The following is a 20,194-nucleotide window of genomic DNA, read 5'->3' on the forward strand; positions in this document are numbered from 1 at the left end:
CGTGCTGAAGTGCCGCCTGCGGCCCCTCGACCTCGGCGACTACCCGGTCCGCTTCACCGCCGCACAGCAGGCCCAGCTGCGCGCGGCCTTCCCCGGCGGCGTCTGCGACTACTCCCGCCCGGGCGTGGGTCAGCGTCCCCCACGCGGGACCTGGCTGGAGTATTAGGTCTTCGGGATCCAGGCCACCGCGCGTTCCGTCATGGTCGGGCCGCCCCACGGCAGCGGTGACGTTGCCGGTGGGGTGCGCAGGCCGTCGAGGAACAGCGTCAGGTAGCGCTGGCGCAGCCCGTGGGGGTGCGGCGCTCGTCGTCGACGTGGACGGCGGCCAGCTGCTCGAAGATCGGGCCGAGGTCCGCGTCGGTGACGTCCTCGCGGAGGACGCCTGCGGCGTGCGCGCTCCGCGCAGGATCTTTCCTGGGAGCTTGCAGTCGGGCACGATCACCCCATGCAGCCGCACGGCCCGGACGCGGGTCAGCAGGTCATGCTCGCCGAGTACGCCGCCCTACGCGCCGAGATCGACCGGCGGGCCACGGTGCAGTGGCACGTGTTCGCGCTCCAGTTGGCAGCCGCGGGCGCGATCGCGAGCGTCGCCGTCTCGACGGCCGCGAACGTCGCGCTGCTGGTGATCATCCCGGTGTCGTCGTACATGCTGGGGTTCCGGTATCTCCTGCACGACTTCCACATCAAGCTGATCCACCGGTACCTCCGCGACTCGCTGTCCGAGCGGCTGCAGGGGAACCTCCAGTGGGACAGCTGGAAGCCGGAGGGTTTCGCGGAGGCGAGCGACCCGCGCCGGTTCGGCGTGACGAGCTGGAACTTCTGGCACCCGACGCGGCTCGCGTTCGAGGGGGTGGCGGTACTGGCGCTGGCCGCCGTGCTGGCCGCGTCGGCGTATGCCTGGTGGACCGACCCGCCGCAGTGGATCGTGGTGGTCGGCGTGGCTTTGGGCTGGCTGTTGGGCACCCTCGTGACGACGGCGCTGCACAGAGCCTTCACCCGAGCCGGCCACGACTGACCTGCTCGCTCGCCTGCCCGCGCGTCTGCCTGCTTGCGCCTGCTGCGCACCCGCCATGCTTGCTTGCGGAAAGGGCTCGTCAGGCTTCCTGTGGACGACTGGGCGCGTTGTGGACAACTCGCGGCGGCCAGGCGGCCAGGTCACGTCAGGGCAGGTCGGGGCGGCGTAGGGCGGCTTCGGTGAGGTTCAGGTTCGCCAGTAGGGCTCGGCTCTCCTCGTGGTGGCTGGCGGCCGCGGCCTCGTCGCCCAGGTGGGCGTGGGCGGTCGCCAGGCGGTCCAGGATGCTGGCCACCTCGTGGCGGGCGTCGAGGCGGCGCCAGATCTCCAGTGCGCTGCCCGCCCAGCCGAGAGCCTCCTCGAACGCGCCGCGCGCGAGGGCCAGGTCGGCCAGCGAGCGCTGGACCTCGGCCATCCCCTCCTGGTCGCCCACCTCCTCCTGGACCTGCAGGGCTCGGGCCAGGCGCGCGCGAGCGGGCGCGAAGCGGCCGCGGCGGACGTCGACGTCGGCGAGGGCGTGGTCGAGCCACGCGGCGCCGCGCTCGTCCTGGCCGTCCACCAGGGTGCGGGCCATCGTCAGCACCCGCACCGCCTCGTCGAGCCGGCCGACCGCGGTCAGGTTCACGCCGTACGCGTGCAGGTGCATCGCCGACGTGCGGGTGTGGTCGCCCAGCTCCACCGCCTCCGCCAGCAGCTCCACGGCCGCCGCCGGGTCGCCGATGCTCGTCCGCACGTGCGCCAGGGCCGCGAGCGCGCGGGTCAGCAGCGCCGGCGGCATCGACGGGTGCCGCGCCACGCCGATGGCCTGGTCGAGCCACTCGACGGCCTCCGCGAAGCGGCCCAGCATTCGGGCGGACCGGCCCGCGTGGGTGAGGGCCAGCAGCTCGTGCTCGCGATCGCCGAGCCTGCGCGCGGCGGCCAGCTCCTCGGCGGCCAGCGCCGGCAGCTCCGCGTACCGGTCCCGCTGCGCGCACACCCCCCACAACGCCGCCAGCAGCCGCACCCCGAGCCGATCGTTCGGCCGCTGCGCCAACGCCCGCCGCAGCACCCGCTCGCGATCGTCGTCATAGGACCGCAGCGCCAGGAAACCCGCCAGCCGCAACGCGAGCCGGGCCGCGAGATCCGGATGGCCCGCACGGCACGCGTCGTCCACCGCCGTCGTGAGGCTGATGCGCTCGACCTCGAACCACTCGGCCGGCTCGGCCCCCGCGGCCGGCGAGCGCAGCGGCGCGGCCGGGCCGGCGACGTCCTGGCCGACGACCATGCCGTGCTCGACCCGCTCGTCCGCCTCCGCCGCCAGCGCCAGCCACTGCGACAGCACCCGCCACCGCGCAGCGTCCAGTGTGGACGAGGATTCCTCCATTGTGGACCGTTCGGCGGCGAACTCCGCGATCAGGTCGTGCAACCGGAACCGGGACTGGCCGACCTCGTCGCGGCCCAGCGGCTCGACGAGGTGCGCGTCGGCGAGCTCGTCCAGCACCCGGCCGGCCGGTCGGCCCGTGAGCTCCGCCGCGACCCACGCCGGCCAGTCCGGTGTGGACAGCAGGCCGAGCCGGCGGAAGAGCAGGCGGGCGTCGGGATCCAGGGTCCGGTAGCTCAGCTCGAACGTGGCCCGCACGTCCATGTCGCCGATCGCCAGCTCGTTCAGCCTGCCCCGCTCGTCGGCGAGCAGCGTGCGCAGCTCCGCGAGTGTCCACGAAGGATGGACGGCCAGCCGGGCGGCGACCACCCGCACGGCGAGCGGCAGGTTGCCGCACAGCGCGACGACCTCGACCGCGGCGTCCGGCTCGGCGGCCGTCCGGCCCGCGCCGATGATCCGGCCGAGCAGGTCGACGGCGTCCTGCTGGGTGAGCACCGGAACCGTCAGCCGCACCGGGCCGATCAGCGCGCCGAGCTGGCGGCGCGACGTGACCACGGCACCGCACCCGGCGTGCTGCGGCAGCAGCGGGCGCACCTGCCGCTCGGTGGCCGCGTCGTCGAGCACGACCAGGATCCGCGACGTCGCGAGCCGCGACCGGTAGAGGCCGACCCGCTCGTCGGGGTCGTCCGGCACCGCCGAGCCGCTGACGTCGAGCATGCGCAGCAGCCGGCCGAGCGCCTCGTGCGGGTCGAGCGGGTCGAGGCTGCCGCGCAGGTCGAGGAACAACGCACCGTCCGGAAAGGACTCCCGCAGCTCCTGCGCGGCGGCCAGCGCTGCGGTGGTCTTGCCGACCCCGCCGGGACCGACGAGCAGCGCCACCGACGGGAAGCCGCGGTCGGCACGCAGCTCGTCGACGATCCGGCTGATCAGCTTGTCGCGCCCGGTGAGCGCGAGGGTCGGCGGCGGCATCGCGGTCCGCGCCCCCGACACGGGTGCGGGCAGCTCGCCGCGCAGGATCAGCCGCTCGAGGTCACGCAGCTCCTGCCCCGGCACGATGCCCAGCTCGTCGACGAACAGCCGGTGCACGCGCCGGTAGGTCTCCAGCGCGTCGACCGCGCGGCCGACGCCGGCGAGCGCCCGCAGCTGCCTCGCGTAGAGGCTCTCGCGGTACGGGTGGTCGGCGACGAGCTCGGCCAGCTCGCGCAGCGCGTCGTCGTACCGCTCCAGGTCGAGCCGCGCGTCCAGCCGGGCCTCGACCGCGGCGAGCCGCTCGTCGGTGAGCGTGACGCGGACCTCGTCGGCCCAGTCGCCGGCGACGTCCGCGAGCGCCGGTCCGCGCCAGAGCGCGAGTGCCGAGTCGAGGAGCGTGTGCGCGGCGGCGTGGTCGCCGGAGGCGCGGAGCTGGGCGGCGTGGGTGACCAGCCGGCGGAACTCGGCCAGGTCGAGCGCGTGCTCGGCGAGCTCGTAGCCCGGCGACCGGGTGACGATCGCGTCGGCGCCGAGGCGCTGGCGCAGGTCGCGGATGATGTTGTGCAGCCTCGCCTTCGCGTGCTGCGGCGGGTCGTGCCAGAGGCCGTCGATGAGCCGGTCGGTGGAGGTGAACCGGCCGGTGTTGAGCAGCATCATGGCGAGCGCGAGGCGGGTGCGGCCGCTCGGCACGGCCAGTGGCGTCCCGTCCCGCCAGACCTCGACCGTGCCGAGCACGCCGAACCGCACGGTCATAAGCGGTATCGCAGCGGGCGGGCGTAGGCGCACAGCAGCACGCCGGGAAGCCGCTGCTCGGCGTCACGCAGGGCGGCGACGGAGGCCGGGTCGAGCTCGGCCGGGGCGAGCACCTGGCAGAGCTGCCGCTTGCCGGGCGCGGGCCGGGTGGGGCGGTAGGTCATCACGTACGCCCCCAGGGCCGCCTCGAGGTCGGTCCGCGCGGCGGCGACCGCGCCGGCCGGCACGACCAGCTCGTCGAGGTCGAGGTCGGCGAGGACCGCGGGGTCGAGCAGGTTCAGCCAGGGGACGCCGGTGGTGAGCCGCGTCCGGGCCGCCGCATGCCTCACCCAGCCATCGTAGCCAGCGTTGGTCTGTTCGGAAGCGTGCCGGTTTCGTCCCGACCTTCGGCGGCTGGCGGGTTCGCGGGCGGCGCACCAGGCTTGGTCGCATGCGTGCGCTGTCCGTGGTTGTGGTTTGCGGCTGACCTCAGGCGGTGCTCGGCGGCGGTTCGAGGTCTTCGTGCAGCTCGTGGACGTCGATGTCGGGCCCGAGCAGCTCGTCGAGAACGCCCGCCAGCGCGGGGTCGTAGACGCCGGGGATCGTCTCGGCGGGCCGGCCCGCGATCGCCAGCCGCAGCGTTGTCCTGACGTAGCCCTGGTCGGTGTCCCCGCTGTGGTCGACGGTCACCGCGGTCAGGTCGGCGACCGAGACGAACCGGGTGGTGAGTGGGCTCACGAGCCGAACGCCATGCCTGCTGAACTCCGCCGTGTGCACCTCCCGCCGGCTGTCGTGGGTGCCCAGCAACGCGCCGAGGACCACGAGGACGACCAGCAGCCCGGCGACCCACCAACCCGAGATCGAGAAGATCGCGTACAGCACCACGGTGACGAACGTGCCGCCGACCAGGCCGCCGAGCCCGCCGGCGACGCACCCGGTACCCGAGAAGTGCCTGGACCAGCGCAGGGTCTCCTCGGCGGCCACGTCTTGCAGGATGCCTGGCCGCGACGAGATTGACCAGCCGCTCCCAGGAGGCCATGACGCGCGGCGCCTCGTGGGAGGGTGAGCCGAGCTCGGCGGTGAGGACCATGAGGTGCTGCCGCGGGAGTATTCTCACCCGATGGCCGCACGGGAGCATGCCGGACGGCTCCCGCTCGGCGCGGAGATCGCGCTGGCGTTCGCAACGGGCGCCGGTGCCTTCGCCCTGGCAGGTGTGGTTCTCGCGGGCGTCGGCACGGACCTGGTCGTCGCGTTGCTGGGCGTCGTCTACGTCGCTGTCGTGGTCGCGGTCGCCCGGTTCGCCAACATCGCCTACGCGGTCCCGGTGGGAATGGCGGGCATCCTCGCCTACGACTGGTTCTTTCTCCCCCCGACGCACCCGCTCACGTTCCCGGACTCCGCCAACCTGGTGGACCTCGTCGTCTACCTGGGCGTAGCGGTCCTCCTTGGTGAGCTGGCGGCACACGCGGCCCGCCGGGCCGAGGCCGCCGAACGCGCCCGGGAAGAGATCGCCGACGAGCAGGCGGCCCTTCGCCGGGTGGCGACCCTCGTCGCCCAGGACGTACCCGCGCAGGAGCTCTTCGCCGCGGTGGCGGTCGAGGCCGGCATCCTGCTCGACGTGCACGGCATCCGCATCGCCCGCTACGAGGACGAGACGGAGCTCGCGCACGTGGCCGAATGGAGCAAGCCCGGCTACGACCCGCCCGCCTACGACCACGCCAAGCTCGAAGGGACGAGCGTGTCCGCCGAAGTGCTCCGCACGTGGCGCGCCGCCCGCATCGACGACTACGAGGATGTCGAGGAGCGGGCGTCGTTCGCTCGTGGCGTGGATGTCAGGTCGGTGGTCGGCGCTCCGATCATCGTCGAAGGCCGCCGTTGGGGCGTGCTGCTCGCCTGGTCTGCCAGCGGCTCGCTCCCGACCGATATGGAAGGCCGGTTGACCGAGTTCGCCGAGCTCGTCGCGACGGCCGTCTCGAACACCGGCGCACGGACGGGAATGGCCGGGCTCGCGGACGAGCAGGTCGCCCTGCGGCGCGTCGCGACGCTGGTGGCGAAGGCGGTGCCGACCGCGGAGGTCTTCGAGGCCGTCACCCGGGAGGTCGGGCTGCGGTGCGACGCCGACCTCGCTCGCATGGAGCGCTTCGAACCGGACGGCACGGTCACCGCGGTCGCGGCCTGGAGCCGGGTCGATGACGCCCAGCTGGCTGTCGGCAGACGCTTCGCGCTCGAGGGGGAGAGCATCGCCACCCAGGTGCTCGCGACGGGCCGGCCGGCCCGGGTGGACACCTTCGTCGGCGCGTCGGGGCCGATCGCGCACGAGGCTCAGGCGCTCGGCATCCGCGCGTCGGTCGGCTGTCCGATCGTCGTCGGCGGGCGGACGTGGGGAGTGATCGCGGCGTCCACGAGGCGCGAGACACCGTTCCCCGCCAACACGGAGTCGCGGATCGCGGACTTCACCGAGCTGGTCGCCACGGCGGTCTCGAATGCCGAGGCGCAGACCGATCTCCTCGCCTCGCGCGCCCGCCTGCTCACGGCCAGCGACGACGCTAGCCGCCGCGTCGTGCGCGACCTGCACGACGGCGCACAGCAGAGCCTCGTCCAGGTGATCATGACGCTCAGGCTCATCGAGCACACGTTGGCGGAGGGCGACGAAGCGGCCAAGGCGCTCGTCGGCGAGGCGCTCGACCAGGCGGAGCAGGCCAACGGCGAGCTCCGCGAACTGGCGCACGGCATCCTTCCCGCCGTCCTGGCCCGAGGCGGCCTGTCGGCCGGCGTGAGTGCCCTGGTGTCGCGCCTGCGCGTGCCCGTCGAGGTGGCCGTGCCCCGCGACCGGTTCCCTCCCGAGATCGAGGCCAGCGCCTATTTCGTCGTCGCCGAGGCGTTGACGAACGTCGCCAAGCACGCCGGCGCCCAGAGCGTGCACGTCACGGCCCGGGTCGACGACGGCGTGCTGCACGTGCACGTGCGGGACGACGGGGTCGGCGGTGCCCGCGCCGATGGAACGGGTCTGCGCGGGCTCAACGACCGCGTCGCGGCGATGGACGGCCGGCTCGAGATCGAGAGCCCACCGGGCGACGGCACCCGGATCGCCGTCACGCTCCCGCTGCAACGCCGGCCCGTGCTCTGACGCGACCGCACTTCGGGGCCACCGCCTCGTTGGCGGACAACGCCTCGCGGGGCACCCCGCCGGCGAGCTAGGCCGCGAGGCGGCCGGCCGGCACCCTCCTACTGCAACTCTCCGGTCAGGAACTGAGCCCGGCCGTGCCCGAACGACCAGTCCTCGTCGTCGTTCTCGGTCATCGAGACGATCAGGTCGGCCGGGTCCAGACCGCAGTCGCGGCGCAGCCGTTCGGCCAGCAGCTCGTAGAACTTCTCCTTCTGCGCACGGGTCCGCGCGCGGGTGACCACGTGGATGACGACCAGCTGGTCGGACCGATCGATGCCCAGACCTGTGTCGAGCGCGACGATCTGTCCGGCGGGGTGACTCCGCACGACCTGGTACCGGTCCCGCTCCGGCACTCCGAACGCCTCGACCAGGGCGGCATGGGAGGTGTCGAGCAGCGCTTCGAGCTCACCTGGGTTTCGGCCCTCGATCACGTCGAAGTACAGCAGTGGCATGGGTTTCCTCCGGGTCCGATGGTGCGGTGCGGACTCGTGACCTCGACTCCGCACCGCCAGCCTCGCCCAGCCACGGGCCCCTGTCGTCTCCGCCAACACCCATTCCGCGGTGCGCGTGAGCCCCACCCCGCCATACCCGCCACCTGGAGGAACCAAAGGGCCCACCGGGCCGTGCATGGCGAACGTCCCGTCCCGTGCCTCGATCGGCTGCCCGCTAACCGGTACACCAGGACTCCGGCTGCCAGCACACCAGAACGGCCGCCAGCGGCAATGCCGCCCGGCACCGGCGCCGCGACGCTGTCTGTGTCCGGTTCGAACGGAAGGACATGCGATGGCGTTCAAGACCTGGTTCATCACCGGTAGCTCGCGTGGCTTCGGCCGCGAGTGGACGATCGCGGCTCTCGACCGCGGCGACAGGGTGACAGCGACGGCCCGTGACCTCGCCAGCCTCGACGATCTCGTGGCCAAGTACGGGGACGCGATCCTGCCCATCCAGCTGGACGTCACCGATCGGGCCGCGGGCTTTGCCGCGGTGAAGCAGGCACGGGAACACTTCGGGCGGCTCGACGTCGTCGTGAACAACGCCGGGTACGGGCAGTTCGGCATGGTCGAGGAGATCAGCGAGGAGGAGATCCGGGCGCAGCTGGAGACGAACCTGCTCGGTGCGCTGTGGGTCACCCAGGCGGCGCTGCCCTACCTGCGTGGCCAGGGCAGCGGGCACATCCTGCAGGTGTCCTCGATCGGCGGGATCTCGGCGTTCCTGAACACCGGCGCCTACCACGCCTCGAAGTGGGCGCTGGAAGGGCTGAGCCAGAGCCTGGCCCAGGAGGTGGCCGGGTTCGGCATCAAGGTCACGCTGATCGAACCGGGCGGGTACTCGACGGACTGGGCCGGACCCTCCGCCAAGCACGCGACGGCTTCCCCGGACTACGAGCCGGTCCGGCAGCAGGCGGCGCAGGCGCGCGCCAGGCGCTTCACCCCCGGCGACCCGGCCGCCACCCGCGACGCCGTACTGCGGCTCGTCGACAGCCCCGACCCGCCGCTGCGCCTGTTCCTCGGCGAGGCGCCGCTCGGCATCGCGACCGCGGACTACCAGTCCCGGCTGGCTGCCTGGCAGGAGTGGCAGCCGGTCGCCGCCGCCGCGCAGGGCACCGGGAAGTAGCTCGTCTTCTTGTCAAGACAGTGCGCGACCACCCACGCACCGGAGCGCCGACCGTCGAGGTGACGACCGTGTCGGCGGAGGGAAGGAACGACCGATGTCGGTAGGGGAACAGAGCAACTCCGCTTCGGTGCTGGGCCGCCCGGACGGCTCCGCCGGGCCGCCGGTGGCCGGCCGGCGCAGCGTCCGGCGACACGTCATCGCCGCCGCGGCGGTGACCGCGCTCGGCGGCCTGCTGTTCGGTTATGACACGGGGGTCGTCTCCGGGGCGCTGCTCTTCCTCAAGAACGAGTTCGGCGGCCTGTCCTCGCTCCAGCAGGAGCTGGTGACCAGCCTGCTGCTGATCGGCGCGATGATCGGCGCTTTCGGCGCGGGCCGGGTGGCGGACCGGATCGGCCGCCGTCCGACCATCCTGATCACCGCGGTGATCTTCGTCGTCGGCGTCCTGCTGGCCGCCCTCTCGCCCTCGTTCTGGACCCTGATCGTGGCTCGCGTCGTCATCGGCCTGGCCGTCGGCTCCGCGTCGATGACCGTGCCGCTCTACATCGGCGAGCTGGCGCCGCCGCGCATGCGCGGCGCGCTGGTCAGCCTCAACCAGCTGGCGATCACCGGTGGCATCCTGGCGTCGTACCTCGTCGACTACGGACTGGCGGCGAGCGCGAACTGGCGCCTGATGTTCGGCCTCGCGGTGATCCCGGCGGCCCTGCTGTTCGTCGGCATCCTGACGCAGGCGGAGAGCCCGCACTGGCTGATCCGCCAGGGTCGCGAGGACGAGGCCCGCCGGGTGTTGAGCCGGCTGCGCGAGAGCGACATCGACGCCGAGGTCGCCGAGGTCAAGGAGGTCGCCGCCAGGCGGGTGAGCCGCCGCGACCTGCTGGCCAGGGGGGTGCGCCCCGCTCTGTGGGTCGGTGTCCTGATGGCGATCTTCCAGCAGATCACCGGGATCAACACCGTCATCTACTACGCACCGTCGCTGCTGGCCGGCGCCGGCCTCGGCAATGGCGCCTCGCTGCTGGCCAACGTGGTCAACGGGGTGGTCAACGTCGGGATGACCATCGTGGCGATCCGGTTGCTGGACCGCACCGGCCGGCGGCCGCTGCTGCTCGCCGGGACCGCGGGCATGGTCGTCGGGATGGTCATGACGGCGCTGGCCTTCTTCGGCGGCAGCCAGCTGCACGGCGCGACCGCCTACGTCGCCATCGCCGGCCTGCTGATCTACACCGGGTCGTTCGCCATCGGCCTCGGGCCGGTGTTCTGGCTGATGATCGCTGAGATATACCCCCTGCGGATCCGGGGGCAGGCGATGAGCGTGGCCACGATCGCCAACTGGGGCGCCAACTTCGTGGTCACCGTCTCCTTCCTCACGATGGTCGACACGATCACGCCGAAGGGCTCCTTCTTCCTGTTCGCGGTCACGAGCGTGGTGGCGCTGGTCTACTTCGCCAAGCGCGTTCCGGAGACCAAGCAGCGCAGTCTCCAGGAGATCGAGCGGGACCTGGGCCCGGCGACCGGCGACCAGCGAGCGCCGGCGGCCCGGTAGCCCGGCCACCGAGCGACGAGGACCGGCGATCGAGGTCCGCCGACTGAAGGAGGTGTCCGCACGTGCTTGCCGCGCTGCTGCTCGCAGGACTGTTCGTCGCCCCCCTCAGCTCCGTCCTGATGTTCGTGCCGCTGCCCACGCACTGGCCGGTCGCCGGCGCCCTGGCGTACTCGCGCAGGTTCGTGTCGGCCGTCGTGGTGACCGTCGCCCTCGCGGCCATCGGCTACGGGCTGTCGGTACTGGTGGGCACCACACCGTTCCGCGCGCTGATGGCCGCCATCGTCGTCACCGCGTCCAGCGTCGCCCTGCTCCCGGTCACCCGCCGCTGGAACGGCCGGGCGCACGTGTGCTGGGCCACCTGCTCGTACCTGTACGTCGCGTACCTGGTCTTCATCATCCACTGGACGTTCGTCAGCCACCTCGGCCTCCTCGACTCGATCGGTGGTGTCGCCCTGTGGGTGCTCGAGGTGGTGGCCGGCCTGCTCGCCGGGGCCTACCTGTGGGAACTGTGCGACGCCCTCGGCACCCAGCACTGGCGCCGCAGGGTCATCGACGCGGGCGCGGCCGCGCGAACCCCGGACTACCTGCCCTTCGTCAGCATGCACGTCCCCGCGCACAACGAACCGCCCGAGATGGTCATCGAGACCCTCACCGCACTGCGACGGCTGAACTATCCCCACTACGAGATCGTGGCCATCGACGACAACACCGACGACCCCGACCTCTGGCGCCCGGTCGAGGAGTGGTGCCGGGCGCACCGGGTCAAGTTCGCCCATCTCGAGGACTGGCCCGGCTACAAGTCCGGCGCACTCAACTACGCGCTCAGGGAACTCACCGACCCGCGCGCCGAGCTCGTCGCCGTCGTCGACTCCGACTACCAGATCCAGCCCAACTTCCTGGACGGCTGCGCCCGGTTGTTCGCCGACCCGGGCGTCGGGTTCGTCCAGGCGCCGCAGGACTACCGCGGCTGGCGCCAGTCCAGGTACTACCGGCGCCTCTACTACTCCTACCGGTACTTCTTCGCCGTCTCGCAGCCGTCGCGCAACGAGCGCGACGCCGCGATCTTCGCCGGCACCATGGGCATCATCCGCAGGAAGGCGCTCGACGACCTGGGCGGCTGGGACGAATGGTGCATCACCGAGGATGCCGAGCTCTCGCTGCGCATGCTGCGAGCCGGCTGGACCGGCTTACATGTCGACCGGTCCTACGGCCAGGGCATCATGCCGTTGACGTTCGAGGCGCTGAAGGGCCAGCGGTACCGCTGGTGTTTCGGCGGCATCCAGATTCTCCGGAGGTACTGGCGCTCGCTGCTGCCCGGACCGCGCACCGACCGCAACAGGCTGACCCTGGGGCAACGATGGGGGTACCTGTCGGGCGGTCTCCAGTGGTACGGCGACCTGCTCGGGCTGATCTTCTACCTGTTTCTGCTGGCCGGTGCCGCGAACCTCGCACTGGGCGGTGGTGAGCTGTTTCGCAAGATCACCGGGTTCCTCGTCGCGGCGGTGCCGACGCTCGTCCTGCTCGGCCTGCTCCGCGCCGTCGCGCTTCTGCGCCGGGGCACGGGTGCGTCATGGAAGGACGCGTTCGGGTCGTTCTTCATCTGGCAGGCGACATCGCTCGTGGTCGCGCGTGCCTCCGTCCAGGGACTGTTCGCCAAGGAAGCGGTGTTCATGCGAACGCCGAAGACGTTCGACAAGGCCTCCTGGTGGGACGTCGTCAAGGCCAATCGCGCGGAAAGCGTCCTGGCCGCCTGCGGCGTCATCGGTATCGCCGCCGCGCTGAGCAAGCCGACAACGCTGAGCGGGCCGCTGCTGGCCGCACTGCTGCTCTTTCCGACGCTCGGCTTCGCCGCCGCGCCGTTCAACAGCTTCGCCGCGCAGCGCGCGGCACTCCCGCCGGACCTGCGGCACCGTCGGCGCACCGAGTTCCTACGCCAACCCGCGGCGCGTGGGGCCGCCGCCGCGGCGAGTGGCATCGCGGTGGGCGCCGGCATCACGGCGGCCGTCTTCGCGCTGCTCGCGGCGGCGCCCGCCGCCAGCAACATCCCCGCCCCGGCCCTGGTCGTGCCGGCGGCGCCAAGCACGTCCGCGCCGCCGCCGGCGCCGGCCAACACCCCGTCTCCGGCACCGACCAGCTCGCCGACCACCACCCCGACCGCGACGTCGACACCCCCCACGACACGGGCGCCCTCGTCGTCCGCGACGCCGGCACCGACAACGAGTCCGTCGCCGACGACCGCGCCATCCCCGACAGGCACGCCGACGCCGACGGTCACAGTCACGCCGACGCCGACCAACGGGGCCGTCCCGTAGTCCTGGCCGTTCGGGTGAGTTCCCTGCGAGGGTCAGCGAAGGGCGACGGTGAGCAGGACGACGGCGTCGGTGAGCGCGGTCAGACCGTGGCGCTGCGGTGGGGTCTGGGCGAACTGACCGCGCTCCAGCTCCCACTCGGTGCTGCGGGTGTGCAGCCGTACCCGGCCACTGAGCGTGTGCAGGGTGGCGCCCGCGGGGGAGTCGTGCTCGCCGAGATCGGCGCCTTCCACGAGCGCGATCAGCGTCGCCCGCAGCGCGGTGCCGGTCGCGAGCGTCTTCGCCGCCCTCCGGGAATGGTGTTGATGGGCCTGCCGAAGCAGTTCGCCGGCCAACTCCTCGATCCGGACCACGGAGGTCTGTTCCGGCATCACGCTCACTCCCATCTCCGGCGGCGCGCCGTCACCTCCCGGATCCGGTAGCCAATGTACGGCTCGCCGGCAAACACCGGCGCGCCGGAGCGGCTCCATGTCGGACTCGGTCAGGTCGGGCCCCACGCGCCGGCGCTGCCACCCGCCAGGATCCCAGACCCCAGAAGATCTCGGGGGACCGCTGAACGTCGCAACGGGACATGGTTCTCGCTTTGCTCAGTTCTTGTGAGTTGTCGCTGATGTCGCGAATTCGTGCCAAAGGAGGTTGAGGGGATGGTCAGGGGCGTAGTGCTCGCGCTCGTTCCGGCGGCCGAATACACCGGTCACGAGTTCCAGTGGTGGGTCGAAGTCGTTGGCCAGTGGGATGGCGCGGAGGCCGTGGCCGCCGGGCAGGCGGCCGTCGAGGGCGGCGCGGGCGACCTGGCTGGTGGTGAGCAGGCATCCGTGCACGAGTCGGGAGTCCAGGAGGCCGAGGCCGTAGTAGACCTCGCCGCCGAACTGGTCGACTGTGAGTACGTCCACGAACCGCGCCTCACCCGGCTCAGCGATCATTCCGCGCTCACGGTGCGCCTCACCTGCTCCGGCACCTCCCCGTTGCTAACCTCCGACCCCGTCGAAGCGACCAGCCCGCCGACCCTGTTCTAGCCCTCCGGGACTTCCGGCGCTCGCCGGCCGCACGACGAACACGCGGCCCGCGACAACGGAGGACCGGCAGAATGCTCCCGACTTCCCCGGTCGACGCACCACGCATTGGAGCCCGGGTGCTTCTGCTCGACCCCCACGATCGCGTCCTGCTCATCCACGCCCGCGACCCCGACCACCCCGACCACCACTGGTGGGAATTGCCCGGCGGCGGGCTCGACCCTGGCGAGTCGCTCCAGGACGCGGCGATACGCGAAGTCGCGGAGGAGACCGGCATCCGGCTCGACGCGCTGGGCCCGCGCCTCTGGATCCGCGAGAGCCGGTTCCGCTACCGCAACCGCGACCACCACCGCGTCGACCACGTCTTCCTCGCCCGACCCGCCACCACCTCGCCGCGCGCGCAGATCAAGCCGACCGAGAACGAGAAACTGGGCCTCATCGAGCGGCGCTGGTTCACGACCGAGGGTCTCGAGGCAACCCAGGACAAGCTCTTGCCGAGCACACTTCCTCGACTCCTACGGGATGTCCTCGCCGACAACCTCCCCGCCGTGCCCCCCGTGATAGCGGACTAGCGGACAACTCGTTCCGCGGTCCGCCGAAGCCCGACAATGGCCGCCGACCGTCCGATCCGGCTACAAGAGCGGGCTGGGATGGACCTGATCAGCGATGACGGGGTGGCCACCATCAGATGTATGCGGCTCTGACGACGGGGCCGCGCGGTCACTCCTCGGCCGGGACCAGCTTCAGGGAGATCGAGTTGATGCAGTAGCGCTGGTCGGTCGGCGTGCCGTAGCCCTCGCCCTCGAAGACGTGGCCCAGGTGGCTGTGGCAGGTGGCGCACAGGACCTCGGTGCGGGCCATGCCCATCGCGCGGTCCTCGCGCAGGATGACCTTGTCGCCGGCGAGCGGGCTCCAGAACGACGGCCAGCCGCAGTGCGAGTCGAACTTGGTGTCGCTGCGGAACAGTTCCGTGCCGCACGCCCGGCACTGGTAGACGCCGACGGTCTTGGTGTCGGTGTACTCGCCGGTCCACGGGCGCTCCGTGCCGGCCTGGCGCAGCACGGCGTACTCCTCGGCGGTGAGCTGCTGGCGCCACTCGTCCTCGGACTTGACCACGCCGGGGGTGGCGTCGACTTCCTGACTCATGACTCCCCCTCGCAGGCTCGCTGGAGCCGCTCGCGGTGACCCTGTGACATCGATTCGCTCGCAAGCTCGCTCATGCCATCCACGGTACTGCTAGTTGGCGAACACCGAGATCGCGTAGACGAGCGCGTCCCACACGGCGATCGTGACGCCGAGCAGGATGAGCAGCACGAGGATGCTGGCCATGAGCTTGCGGTGACCGCCGAGCCGGTTGGCGGACGCGGCCCAGTCGCCCATGCCGGACAGGTAGCCCTCGACGGTGAAGCCCGGGTGCGTCCGGTGCTGCCGTTGCAGGTGCTCGGCGAACGCCCGGGCCTCCGGGTCGTCCGGGTCGAGCCCGAGCAGCTCGTCATCGAACTTCTCCGCCAGGGGGTCCGCCGGCCGGCTCGGGTCGTCGTCCGGGTCCTTGATCCCGCTCGCGGCCATGCCCCCACGGTAACCTGACGCGGTGGCGGAGGCGATCGAACTCACCGTGAACGGCCGCGCGGTGCGCGTGTCCAACCCGAGCAAGCCGTACTTCCCCGAGCGCGGGATCACCAAGGGCGACGTGGTCCAGTACTTCCTCTCGGTCGGCGACGGCATTCTCGGGGCGCTGCGCGACCGGCCGACCACGCTGGAGCGCTGGCCGGGCGGCGTGTTCGAGGGCGCGAAGCTGTCCACCAGGGCCGACAACCGGGGCGACGCGTTCTACCAGAAGCGGGTGCCCAAGGGCGCGCCCGACTACGTGGAGACGGCGCGGATCACCTTTCCGAGTGGCCGGCCAGCCGATGAGGTATGTCCGACCGAGCTCGCCGTGGTCGCCTGGGCGGCGAACCTCGGCACGCTCACGTTCCACCCGTGGCCGGTGCGCCGGCCCGAGGTCGACCACCCCGACCAGCTGCGCGTCGACCTGGACCCCCAGCCCGGCACGACGTTCCGGGACGCGGTCGTGGTGGCCCACGAGCTGCGTGAGCTGCTGGCCGAGCTGGGCATGACGGGCTTCCCGAAGACCTCCGGCGGCCGCGGCCTGCACGTGTACGTCCCGATCGAGCCCCGCTGGACCTTCGTCGAGGCGCGCCGCGCGCTGATCGCGCTGGGGCGTGAGCTGTCCCGCCGCAGGCCCGACCAGGTGACCGTCAACTGGTGGAAGGAAGAGCGCGGCGAACGCATCTTCATCGACTTCAACCAGGGCGCCCGCGACCGGACCATCGCGTGCGCCTACTCGGTCCGCCCGACGCCGCGGGCCCTGGTGTCCGCGCCGCTCGACTGGGCGGAGCTGGACGACGTGGTGCCGGAGGACTTCGACATCGAGACGATGCCGGCCCGCTTCGCGAAGGTGGGCGACCTGCACGCGGGCGTGGCGTCGGAGGCCTACTCGCTGGAGCCGCTGCTGGAGCTGGTGGCCCGGGACGAGCGCGAGGGCCTGGGCGACCTCCCGTACCCGCCCGAGTACCCGAAGATGGCCGGCGAGCCGAAGCGCGTCCAGCCGTCCCGCGCCCGCCCGGAGGAGTAGGGCGCGGCCGCGCCACGCGGTCAGGCGGTGCGGCGCCAGGTCAGGCAGCCGGCGGTGTCGACGCGTTCGCCCTTCGCGATCGAGACCGTGCCTGGTTGGTTCACCACGCCGTTGTCGATGACGTTGCCCGTCGCGTCCGTGCGGCTCCAGTAGCAGCCGCCCGCGTTGCTGCCGTCGGGGCCGTCCGTGCGGTAGGTGCCCGGCTGGACGTCGACGCCCACCTCGAACAGGCCGTCGCGGAACTCGGAGAGGGGGCCGGTCGCGGGGCTGGCGGTCACGGTCTTCGTGACGGTGGCCGTCTCGAACTGGGTCACCGTCACGCGGGTCGGCGTGGCCGGTGCCGTGTTCTCCGGCTCCGAACGCGCCAGGGTGCCCACGATCGCGGCCACCGCGGTCACCACGACGCCGGCGACGGTCAGGACCAGCCATGGCCAGAGCGGCCAGCGGTGCCGGGACCCGGTCGTCTCCTCGGTCGTCATGAAGGTGTGGTCATGAAGGCTCCTTGCGCTGCTGCCCAAGAGTCGTCACGTCACCCGATTTCGTTACGGTTTCACGGAATGCGCCTCGATCCAGCGTATCTCCAGCCGCCTGACCACCGGCTTTGACCCCATCGCGACCCGATCGCGGTATCGGCGGTTGATTTCCACCACGTCAGCAGGAAGCATCGGAAGGGTCCGACGAACATCGATCAGGAGAGGTCACCGTGACTGAGCCGTACGTCGTCCGCTACGTCGGCGGGCCACTCGACGGTCGAGTGGACACGCTGGCCGAGCTGCCCGACGAGCCGCGCACCACGGTGACCCACGTGCACCTCCACGAGGGCCCGAAGATCGTGCACCACTACGACCTCTGCTACGCGGTCGAGTACGGCTGCGAGTACCGCGTCCGCGCGGACGAGGAGTACGCGGAGGAGTAAGCCCGGCGATCAGCGGCGCACCAGCAGGTCCGCCACGACCGGGCGGTGGTCCGAGGCCAGCGTGTCGAGCACCGCCGCGTTCCGCACCCGCACACCCGGCGACACGGTCACGTAGTCGATCCGCTTCGCCGGCACGTCCGCGGGATAGGTCAGGCCCGGCTCGGCCGAGGTCCACGCGTCGGCCAGTCGGGTCCACAGTGGAGCGAGCTCGGGCGCGCCTGGTCCGGCGTTGAAGTCGCCCAGCAGCACCTGGCGCGCGCCGGGCCGGTCGGCCGCCAGGATCCGCAGCGTGTCGGCCACCTGCAGCTCCCGCACCGCCGGGTCGGCCCGGTAGTCCAGGTGCGTCGCGTAGACGTGCACCGGCACGCCCCGCACGAGCACGACCGCCTCGGCGAACCCGGGGGCGGGCGCGGGCACGGGATTCGGGTCCTGAGTGGACAGACGGGTGAGCGGGTGGTTCTCCGTCGCGACGATCGGGTGCCTGCTGAGCACGGCCACCCCGTACCGGCGCCGCGGCGCGCCCTCGGTGAGCGGCGGCAGGTCGTAGATCGGCGCGAAGAACACCCGCATGTGCAGCTGCCGGGCCAGGTCCCGGGCCTGGTCGCGGAAGTCGCTGCGCGCGGCCCAGTGCACGTCGACCTCCTCCAGGCCGACCACGTCCGCCCGGCTGTCCCGGATCACCGACGCGGTCCGTTCGAGGTCGAGCGCGGCGTCGCTGCCGATGCCGGTGTGGATGTTGAAGCTCAGCACCCGGAGCGGCACGTCGGGCGCGGGCGCGGCGGACGCGGGGGTGCCGAGCAGGGACAGGGTGAGCAGTGCGGCCAGGAGCAGGGGGAGCCGGCGCATCTGGGGTGACCTCCGTCAGGGTGGGCAGACCGTCCCGTTGCGCGGCACCTTAGCGTCGGAAAGGAAACTCACGGCGGCGTCCGTGGCACACGGGGAGAAACCCAGGGCACCGTGCCCGCCGCCCTGCCACGACAGGTACACCCCGGACGCGAGCTGCTGCGCGGCGCGCTTGCTGCCCTCCTCCGGGGTCACCGCGTCGCTCGCGGTCCCGATCACCACGATCGGCGGGGCGTTGCGGGCGCTGGGCGTGGGCAGCGGCTGGTTCGGCACGGTCCACGGGCTGCACAGCGCGAGCCGCTGCGCCGCGAGCGTGCCGAAGGTCGGGAACCGCTTCTTCCAGTCCTCGCCGTACTGCTTGATCCGCTCGGGGGACAGCCGGGTCTTGGTGTCGTTGCAGCTGATCACGAGCGTCGAGTCGAGCGTGGCGGCCTGCACGTCGGTGCCGAGGACCACCGGCGTCAGCAGCGCCACCAGCCCGCTCGGGTCGCCGCCGGCCGCCTTCGCGAGCGCCGCGGAGAGCGCCGGCCACGCGGACCGGTCGGCGAGCCCGATCAGCACCGCGTGCAGCGCGGACCCGGCGGTGAGGTCGAGCGACTCCGGCTGGGGCAGGGGGTTGGCCCGCAGCTTGCCGAGCAGCTCCAGCAGCGTGCGCTTGGGCTGGGTGCCCAGCTCGCACTGCCGGTTGACGCAGTCGGCGGCGAACGCGTCGAACGCGGCCTCGGCGCCCTTGGCCACGCCTTCGAGCGCGACCGCGGCGTCCTGGGTCGGGTCGGGCACGCCGTCGAGGACGAGCCGGCCGACCTTGTCCGGGAACCGGTCGGCGAACACGGACAGCACGCGCGAGCCCTCGCCGTGCCCGATGCCGTTGAGCCGGGAGACGCCGAGCGCCTCGCGGAGGGTGTCCAGGTCGGCGGCGGTGCGCCAGGTGTCGAGCGCGGGCAGCTGGCTCTCCAGCGCGATCGAGCACTGCTGGCCCGCGGTCTGCGCGGCCTCGAGCCAGGTGTCGATCGGCAGGTCGGCGGGGTCGGCGCCGACGATCGTGCGCCGGATCTCGTCGGGCAGGCACTTCGGCGCGGCGGAGTTGCCGGTGCCGCGCCGGTCCATGCCGATGAGCGAGAACCGCTCGAAGAACTGCTGGGGCAGGGTCGCGGCGAGCCGGGAGGCGAACAGCGTGCCGGGCAGCCCGTCGACGTCGTTGACCACGACCAGCGGGACCGGGCCGTTGCCGGCGCGCAGCAGCTGCACCCGCGCGACGCCGCGGCCGGGCGCGTAGGGCGAGTCGAGGACGGCGTTGACCTTGCCGCACTGGACCGGCAGCCAGCCGGGGAGCTTCTGCTCGGCGAGCTTGCCGCGGATCTCCGCGGAGCACTCCCGCCAGGCCATGCCGGCGGACATGTCCTCGAGCGGCGGCACCTCGGGCGTGACGGACGGCGGCGCGCTGGTGGCGTCGGGCGCCTGCTGCACCACGATCCCGGGCCGCGCCGACGGGCCGGCGGTGCACGCCCCGACGAGGCCGGCGGTCACGAACAGAACGGCGAACCGCCACACCCAGCCCCGGCCGGTCAACTGTCCTCCCATACGCGCCTGATGGATTCGCAGCGTCGCACGCCGCAAGTGTGGCTCCCGTGAGCGGAGCGCCGGAGCGTTCGCGGTCTGGACGCGTGAGCGGGAGCGCCGGAGCGTTCGCCGTCTGGACTGACGAGCGCGCGCAGGCGCGCCAGCGCCGAGCACGAGAGGAGGGAAGACGGCGAGTAGCGGAGAAGCGAAGCGAACCATCCAGCACAGTGGCCTTTCAGAATCGGTGGGTCGTGGCCCTTCCAGGATGCCACTATCTCGGGTCACGCTGGCGGGGTGACTCAGCAAGCGCTCTCCCCCACCCCCCGCAGCACCGTCCAGCGCGGTAAGAAGCGCGCGGTCACCGATCGCGCCGCGCTGTACGCCGTACTGGACGCCGGCCTGATCTGCCACCTCGCCTTCGTGGCCCATGGCGCGCCGATCGTCATCCCGACCGGATACGGCCGCGCCGGCGACACGCTGTTCGTGCACGGCTCGACCGGCGCCGCGAGCCTGCGGGCGGCGGCGGCC

At 72.3% G+C, this 20,194-nt stretch carries 21 protein-coding genes; 11 read left to right on the forward strand and 10 right to left on the reverse strand.

Annotated features, from left to right (window positions below; translation table 11 throughout):
* Position 1 precedes the first annotated feature (1 nt).
* Positions 2-166 (forward strand): DUF6351 family protein, encoded by a 165-nt coding sequence (locus VGD70_RS01775; protein WP_331077425.1) that lies wholly within the window; start codon positions 2-4, stop codon positions 164-166.
* 279 nt (positions 167-445) lie between these two features.
* Entirely contained in the window at positions 446-1,015 is a 570-nt protein-coding gene (locus VGD70_RS01780; protein ID WP_331077387.1) for a hypothetical protein, read from the forward strand.
* Positions 1,016-1,160: 145 nt separating this feature from the next.
* On the opposite strand, the gene VGD70_RS01785 is transcribed toward VGD70_RS01780, so the two are convergent.
* From VGD70_RS01785 to VGD70_RS01795, 3 genes are all read right to left on the reverse strand, one after another.
* Positions 1,161-4,094 carry an AfsR/SARP family transcriptional regulator gene (locus VGD70_RS01785; protein WP_331077389.1) on the reverse strand — a complete coding sequence of 978 codons (2,934 nt, stop codon included), beginning with the start codon at positions 4,092-4,094 and terminating at the stop codon, positions 1,161-1,163.
* Positions 4,091-4,423, reverse strand: coding sequence for a hypothetical protein (locus VGD70_RS01790; protein ID WP_331077391.1), 333 nt, complete (start codon positions 4,421-4,423; stop codon positions 4,091-4,093). The genes VGD70_RS01785 and VGD70_RS01790 overlap by 4 nt, the downstream gene beginning before the upstream one ends.
* A 139-nt stretch (positions 4,424-4,562) precedes the next feature.
* Positions 4,563-5,057, reverse strand: a complete 495-nt coding sequence (locus tag VGD70_RS01795) for a hypothetical protein (RefSeq protein WP_331077393.1) — start codon at positions 5,055-5,057, stop codon at positions 4,563-4,565.
* Positions 5,058-5,193: 136 nt separating this feature from the next.
* Between VGD70_RS01795 and VGD70_RS01800 the strand changes: the two genes are divergently transcribed.
* Positions 5,194-7,200, forward strand: coding sequence for a GAF domain-containing protein (locus VGD70_RS01800; protein WP_331077395.1), 2,007 nt, complete (start codon positions 5,194-5,196; stop codon positions 7,198-7,200).
* A gap of 98 nt (positions 7,201-7,298) precedes the next feature.
* On the opposite strand, the gene VGD70_RS01805 is transcribed toward VGD70_RS01800, so the two are convergent.
* On the reverse strand, positions 7,299-7,691 hold the full coding sequence (locus VGD70_RS01805; RefSeq protein WP_331077397.1) for a tautomerase family protein: 393 nt from the start codon (positions 7,689-7,691) through the stop codon (positions 7,299-7,301).
* A 331-nt stretch (positions 7,692-8,022) separates the two neighbouring features.
* On the opposite strand from VGD70_RS01805, the gene VGD70_RS01810 reads away from it, so the two are divergent.
* The 3 genes from VGD70_RS01810 (at position 8,023) to VGD70_RS01820 (ending at position 12,702) form a co-directional block, all read left to right on the forward strand.
* Complete coding sequence (locus tag VGD70_RS01810; protein WP_331077398.1) at positions 8,023-8,853, forward strand: SDR family oxidoreductase; 831 nt, start codon at positions 8,023-8,025, stop codon at positions 8,851-8,853.
* Between the two features lie 94 nt (positions 8,854-8,947).
* Complete coding sequence (locus VGD70_RS01815) at positions 8,948-10,390, forward strand: sugar porter family MFS transporter (RefSeq protein WP_331077400.1); 1,443 nt, start codon at positions 8,948-8,950, stop codon at positions 10,388-10,390.
* A gap of 62 nt (positions 10,391-10,452) precedes the next feature.
* Positions 10,453-12,702, forward strand: coding sequence for a glycosyltransferase family 2 protein (locus VGD70_RS01820; RefSeq protein WP_331077402.1), 2,250 nt, complete (start codon positions 10,453-10,455; stop codon positions 12,700-12,702).
* Between the two features lie 32 nt (positions 12,703-12,734).
* Here VGD70_RS01820 and VGD70_RS01825 read toward each other — a convergent pair whose 3' ends face one another.
* Positions 12,735-13,070 carry a hypothetical protein gene (locus VGD70_RS01825; protein ID WP_331077404.1) on the reverse strand — a complete coding sequence of 112 codons (336 nt, stop codon included), beginning with the start codon at positions 13,068-13,070 and terminating at the stop codon, positions 12,735-12,737.
* Positions 13,071-13,343: 273 nt separating this feature from the next.
* On the opposite strand from VGD70_RS01825, the gene VGD70_RS01830 reads away from it, so the two are divergent.
* Together VGD70_RS01830 and VGD70_RS01835 are read left to right on the forward strand one after the other, a co-directional pair.
* Positions 13,344-13,715, forward strand: coding sequence for a hypothetical protein (locus VGD70_RS01830; protein ID WP_331077405.1), 372 nt, complete (start codon positions 13,344-13,346; stop codon positions 13,713-13,715).
* 71 nt (positions 13,716-13,786) lie between these two features.
* Positions 13,787-14,284, forward strand: coding sequence for an NUDIX hydrolase (locus VGD70_RS01835; protein WP_331077407.1), 498 nt, complete (start codon positions 13,787-13,789; stop codon positions 14,282-14,284).
* Between the two features lie 148 nt (positions 14,285-14,432).
* Here the strand turns inward: VGD70_RS01835 and msrB are convergent, their stop codons facing one another.
* The gene (gene msrB / locus VGD70_RS01840; RefSeq protein WP_331077409.1) at positions 14,433-14,858 is read right to left on the reverse strand and encodes a peptide-methionine (R)-S-oxide reductase MsrB; all 426 of its coding nucleotides are present in this window, start codon (positions 14,856-14,858) and stop codon (positions 14,433-14,435) included.
* Positions 14,859-14,948: 90 nt separating this feature from the next.
* Positions 14,949-15,281: a hypothetical protein gene (locus VGD70_RS01845; RefSeq protein WP_331077411.1), complete on the reverse strand. Its 333-nt coding sequence runs from the start codon at positions 15,279-15,281 to the stop codon at positions 14,949-14,951.
* 22 nt (positions 15,282-15,303) lie between these two features.
* Between VGD70_RS01845 and ligD the strand changes: the two genes are divergently transcribed.
* Positions 15,304-16,347 carry a non-homologous end-joining DNA ligase gene (ligD, locus tag VGD70_RS01850; protein ID WP_331077413.1) on the forward strand — a complete coding sequence of 348 codons (1,044 nt, stop codon included), beginning with the start codon at positions 15,304-15,306 and terminating at the stop codon, positions 16,345-16,347.
* A gap of 20 nt (positions 16,348-16,367) precedes the next feature.
* On the opposite strand, the gene VGD70_RS01855 is transcribed toward ligD, so the two are convergent.
* Positions 16,368-16,826 carry a hypothetical protein gene (locus tag VGD70_RS01855; RefSeq protein ID WP_331077415.1) on the reverse strand — a complete coding sequence of 153 codons (459 nt, stop codon included), beginning with the start codon at positions 16,824-16,826 and terminating at the stop codon, positions 16,368-16,370.
* Positions 16,827-17,050: 224 nt separating this feature from the next.
* On the opposite strand from VGD70_RS01855, the gene VGD70_RS01860 reads away from it, so the two are divergent.
* Positions 17,051-17,263, forward strand: a complete 213-nt coding sequence (locus VGD70_RS01860; protein ID WP_331077417.1) for a hypothetical protein — start codon at positions 17,051-17,053, stop codon at positions 17,261-17,263.
* Between the two features lie 9 nt (positions 17,264-17,272).
* On the opposite strand, the gene VGD70_RS01865 is transcribed toward VGD70_RS01860, so the two are convergent.
* Entirely contained in the window at positions 17,273-18,109 is an 837-nt protein-coding gene (locus VGD70_RS01865) for an endonuclease/exonuclease/phosphatase family protein (RefSeq protein WP_331077419.1), read from the reverse strand.
* 15 nt (positions 18,110-18,124) lie between these two features.
* Complete coding sequence (locus VGD70_RS01870; protein ID WP_331077421.1) at positions 18,125-19,687, reverse strand: alpha/beta hydrolase; 1,563 nt, start codon at positions 19,685-19,687, stop codon at positions 18,125-18,127.
* Between the two features lie 273 nt (positions 19,688-19,960).
* On the opposite strand from VGD70_RS01870, the gene VGD70_RS01875 reads away from it, so the two are divergent.
* On the forward strand, positions 19,961-20,194 hold a 234-nt coding region (locus tag VGD70_RS01875; RefSeq protein WP_331077423.1), incomplete at its 3' end, for a pyridoxamine 5'-phosphate oxidase family protein.

This window comes from Actinophytocola sp., assembly GCF_036402745.1.
Classification (GTDB): domain Bacteria; phylum Actinomycetota; class Actinomycetes; order Mycobacteriales; family Pseudonocardiaceae; genus Actinophytocola.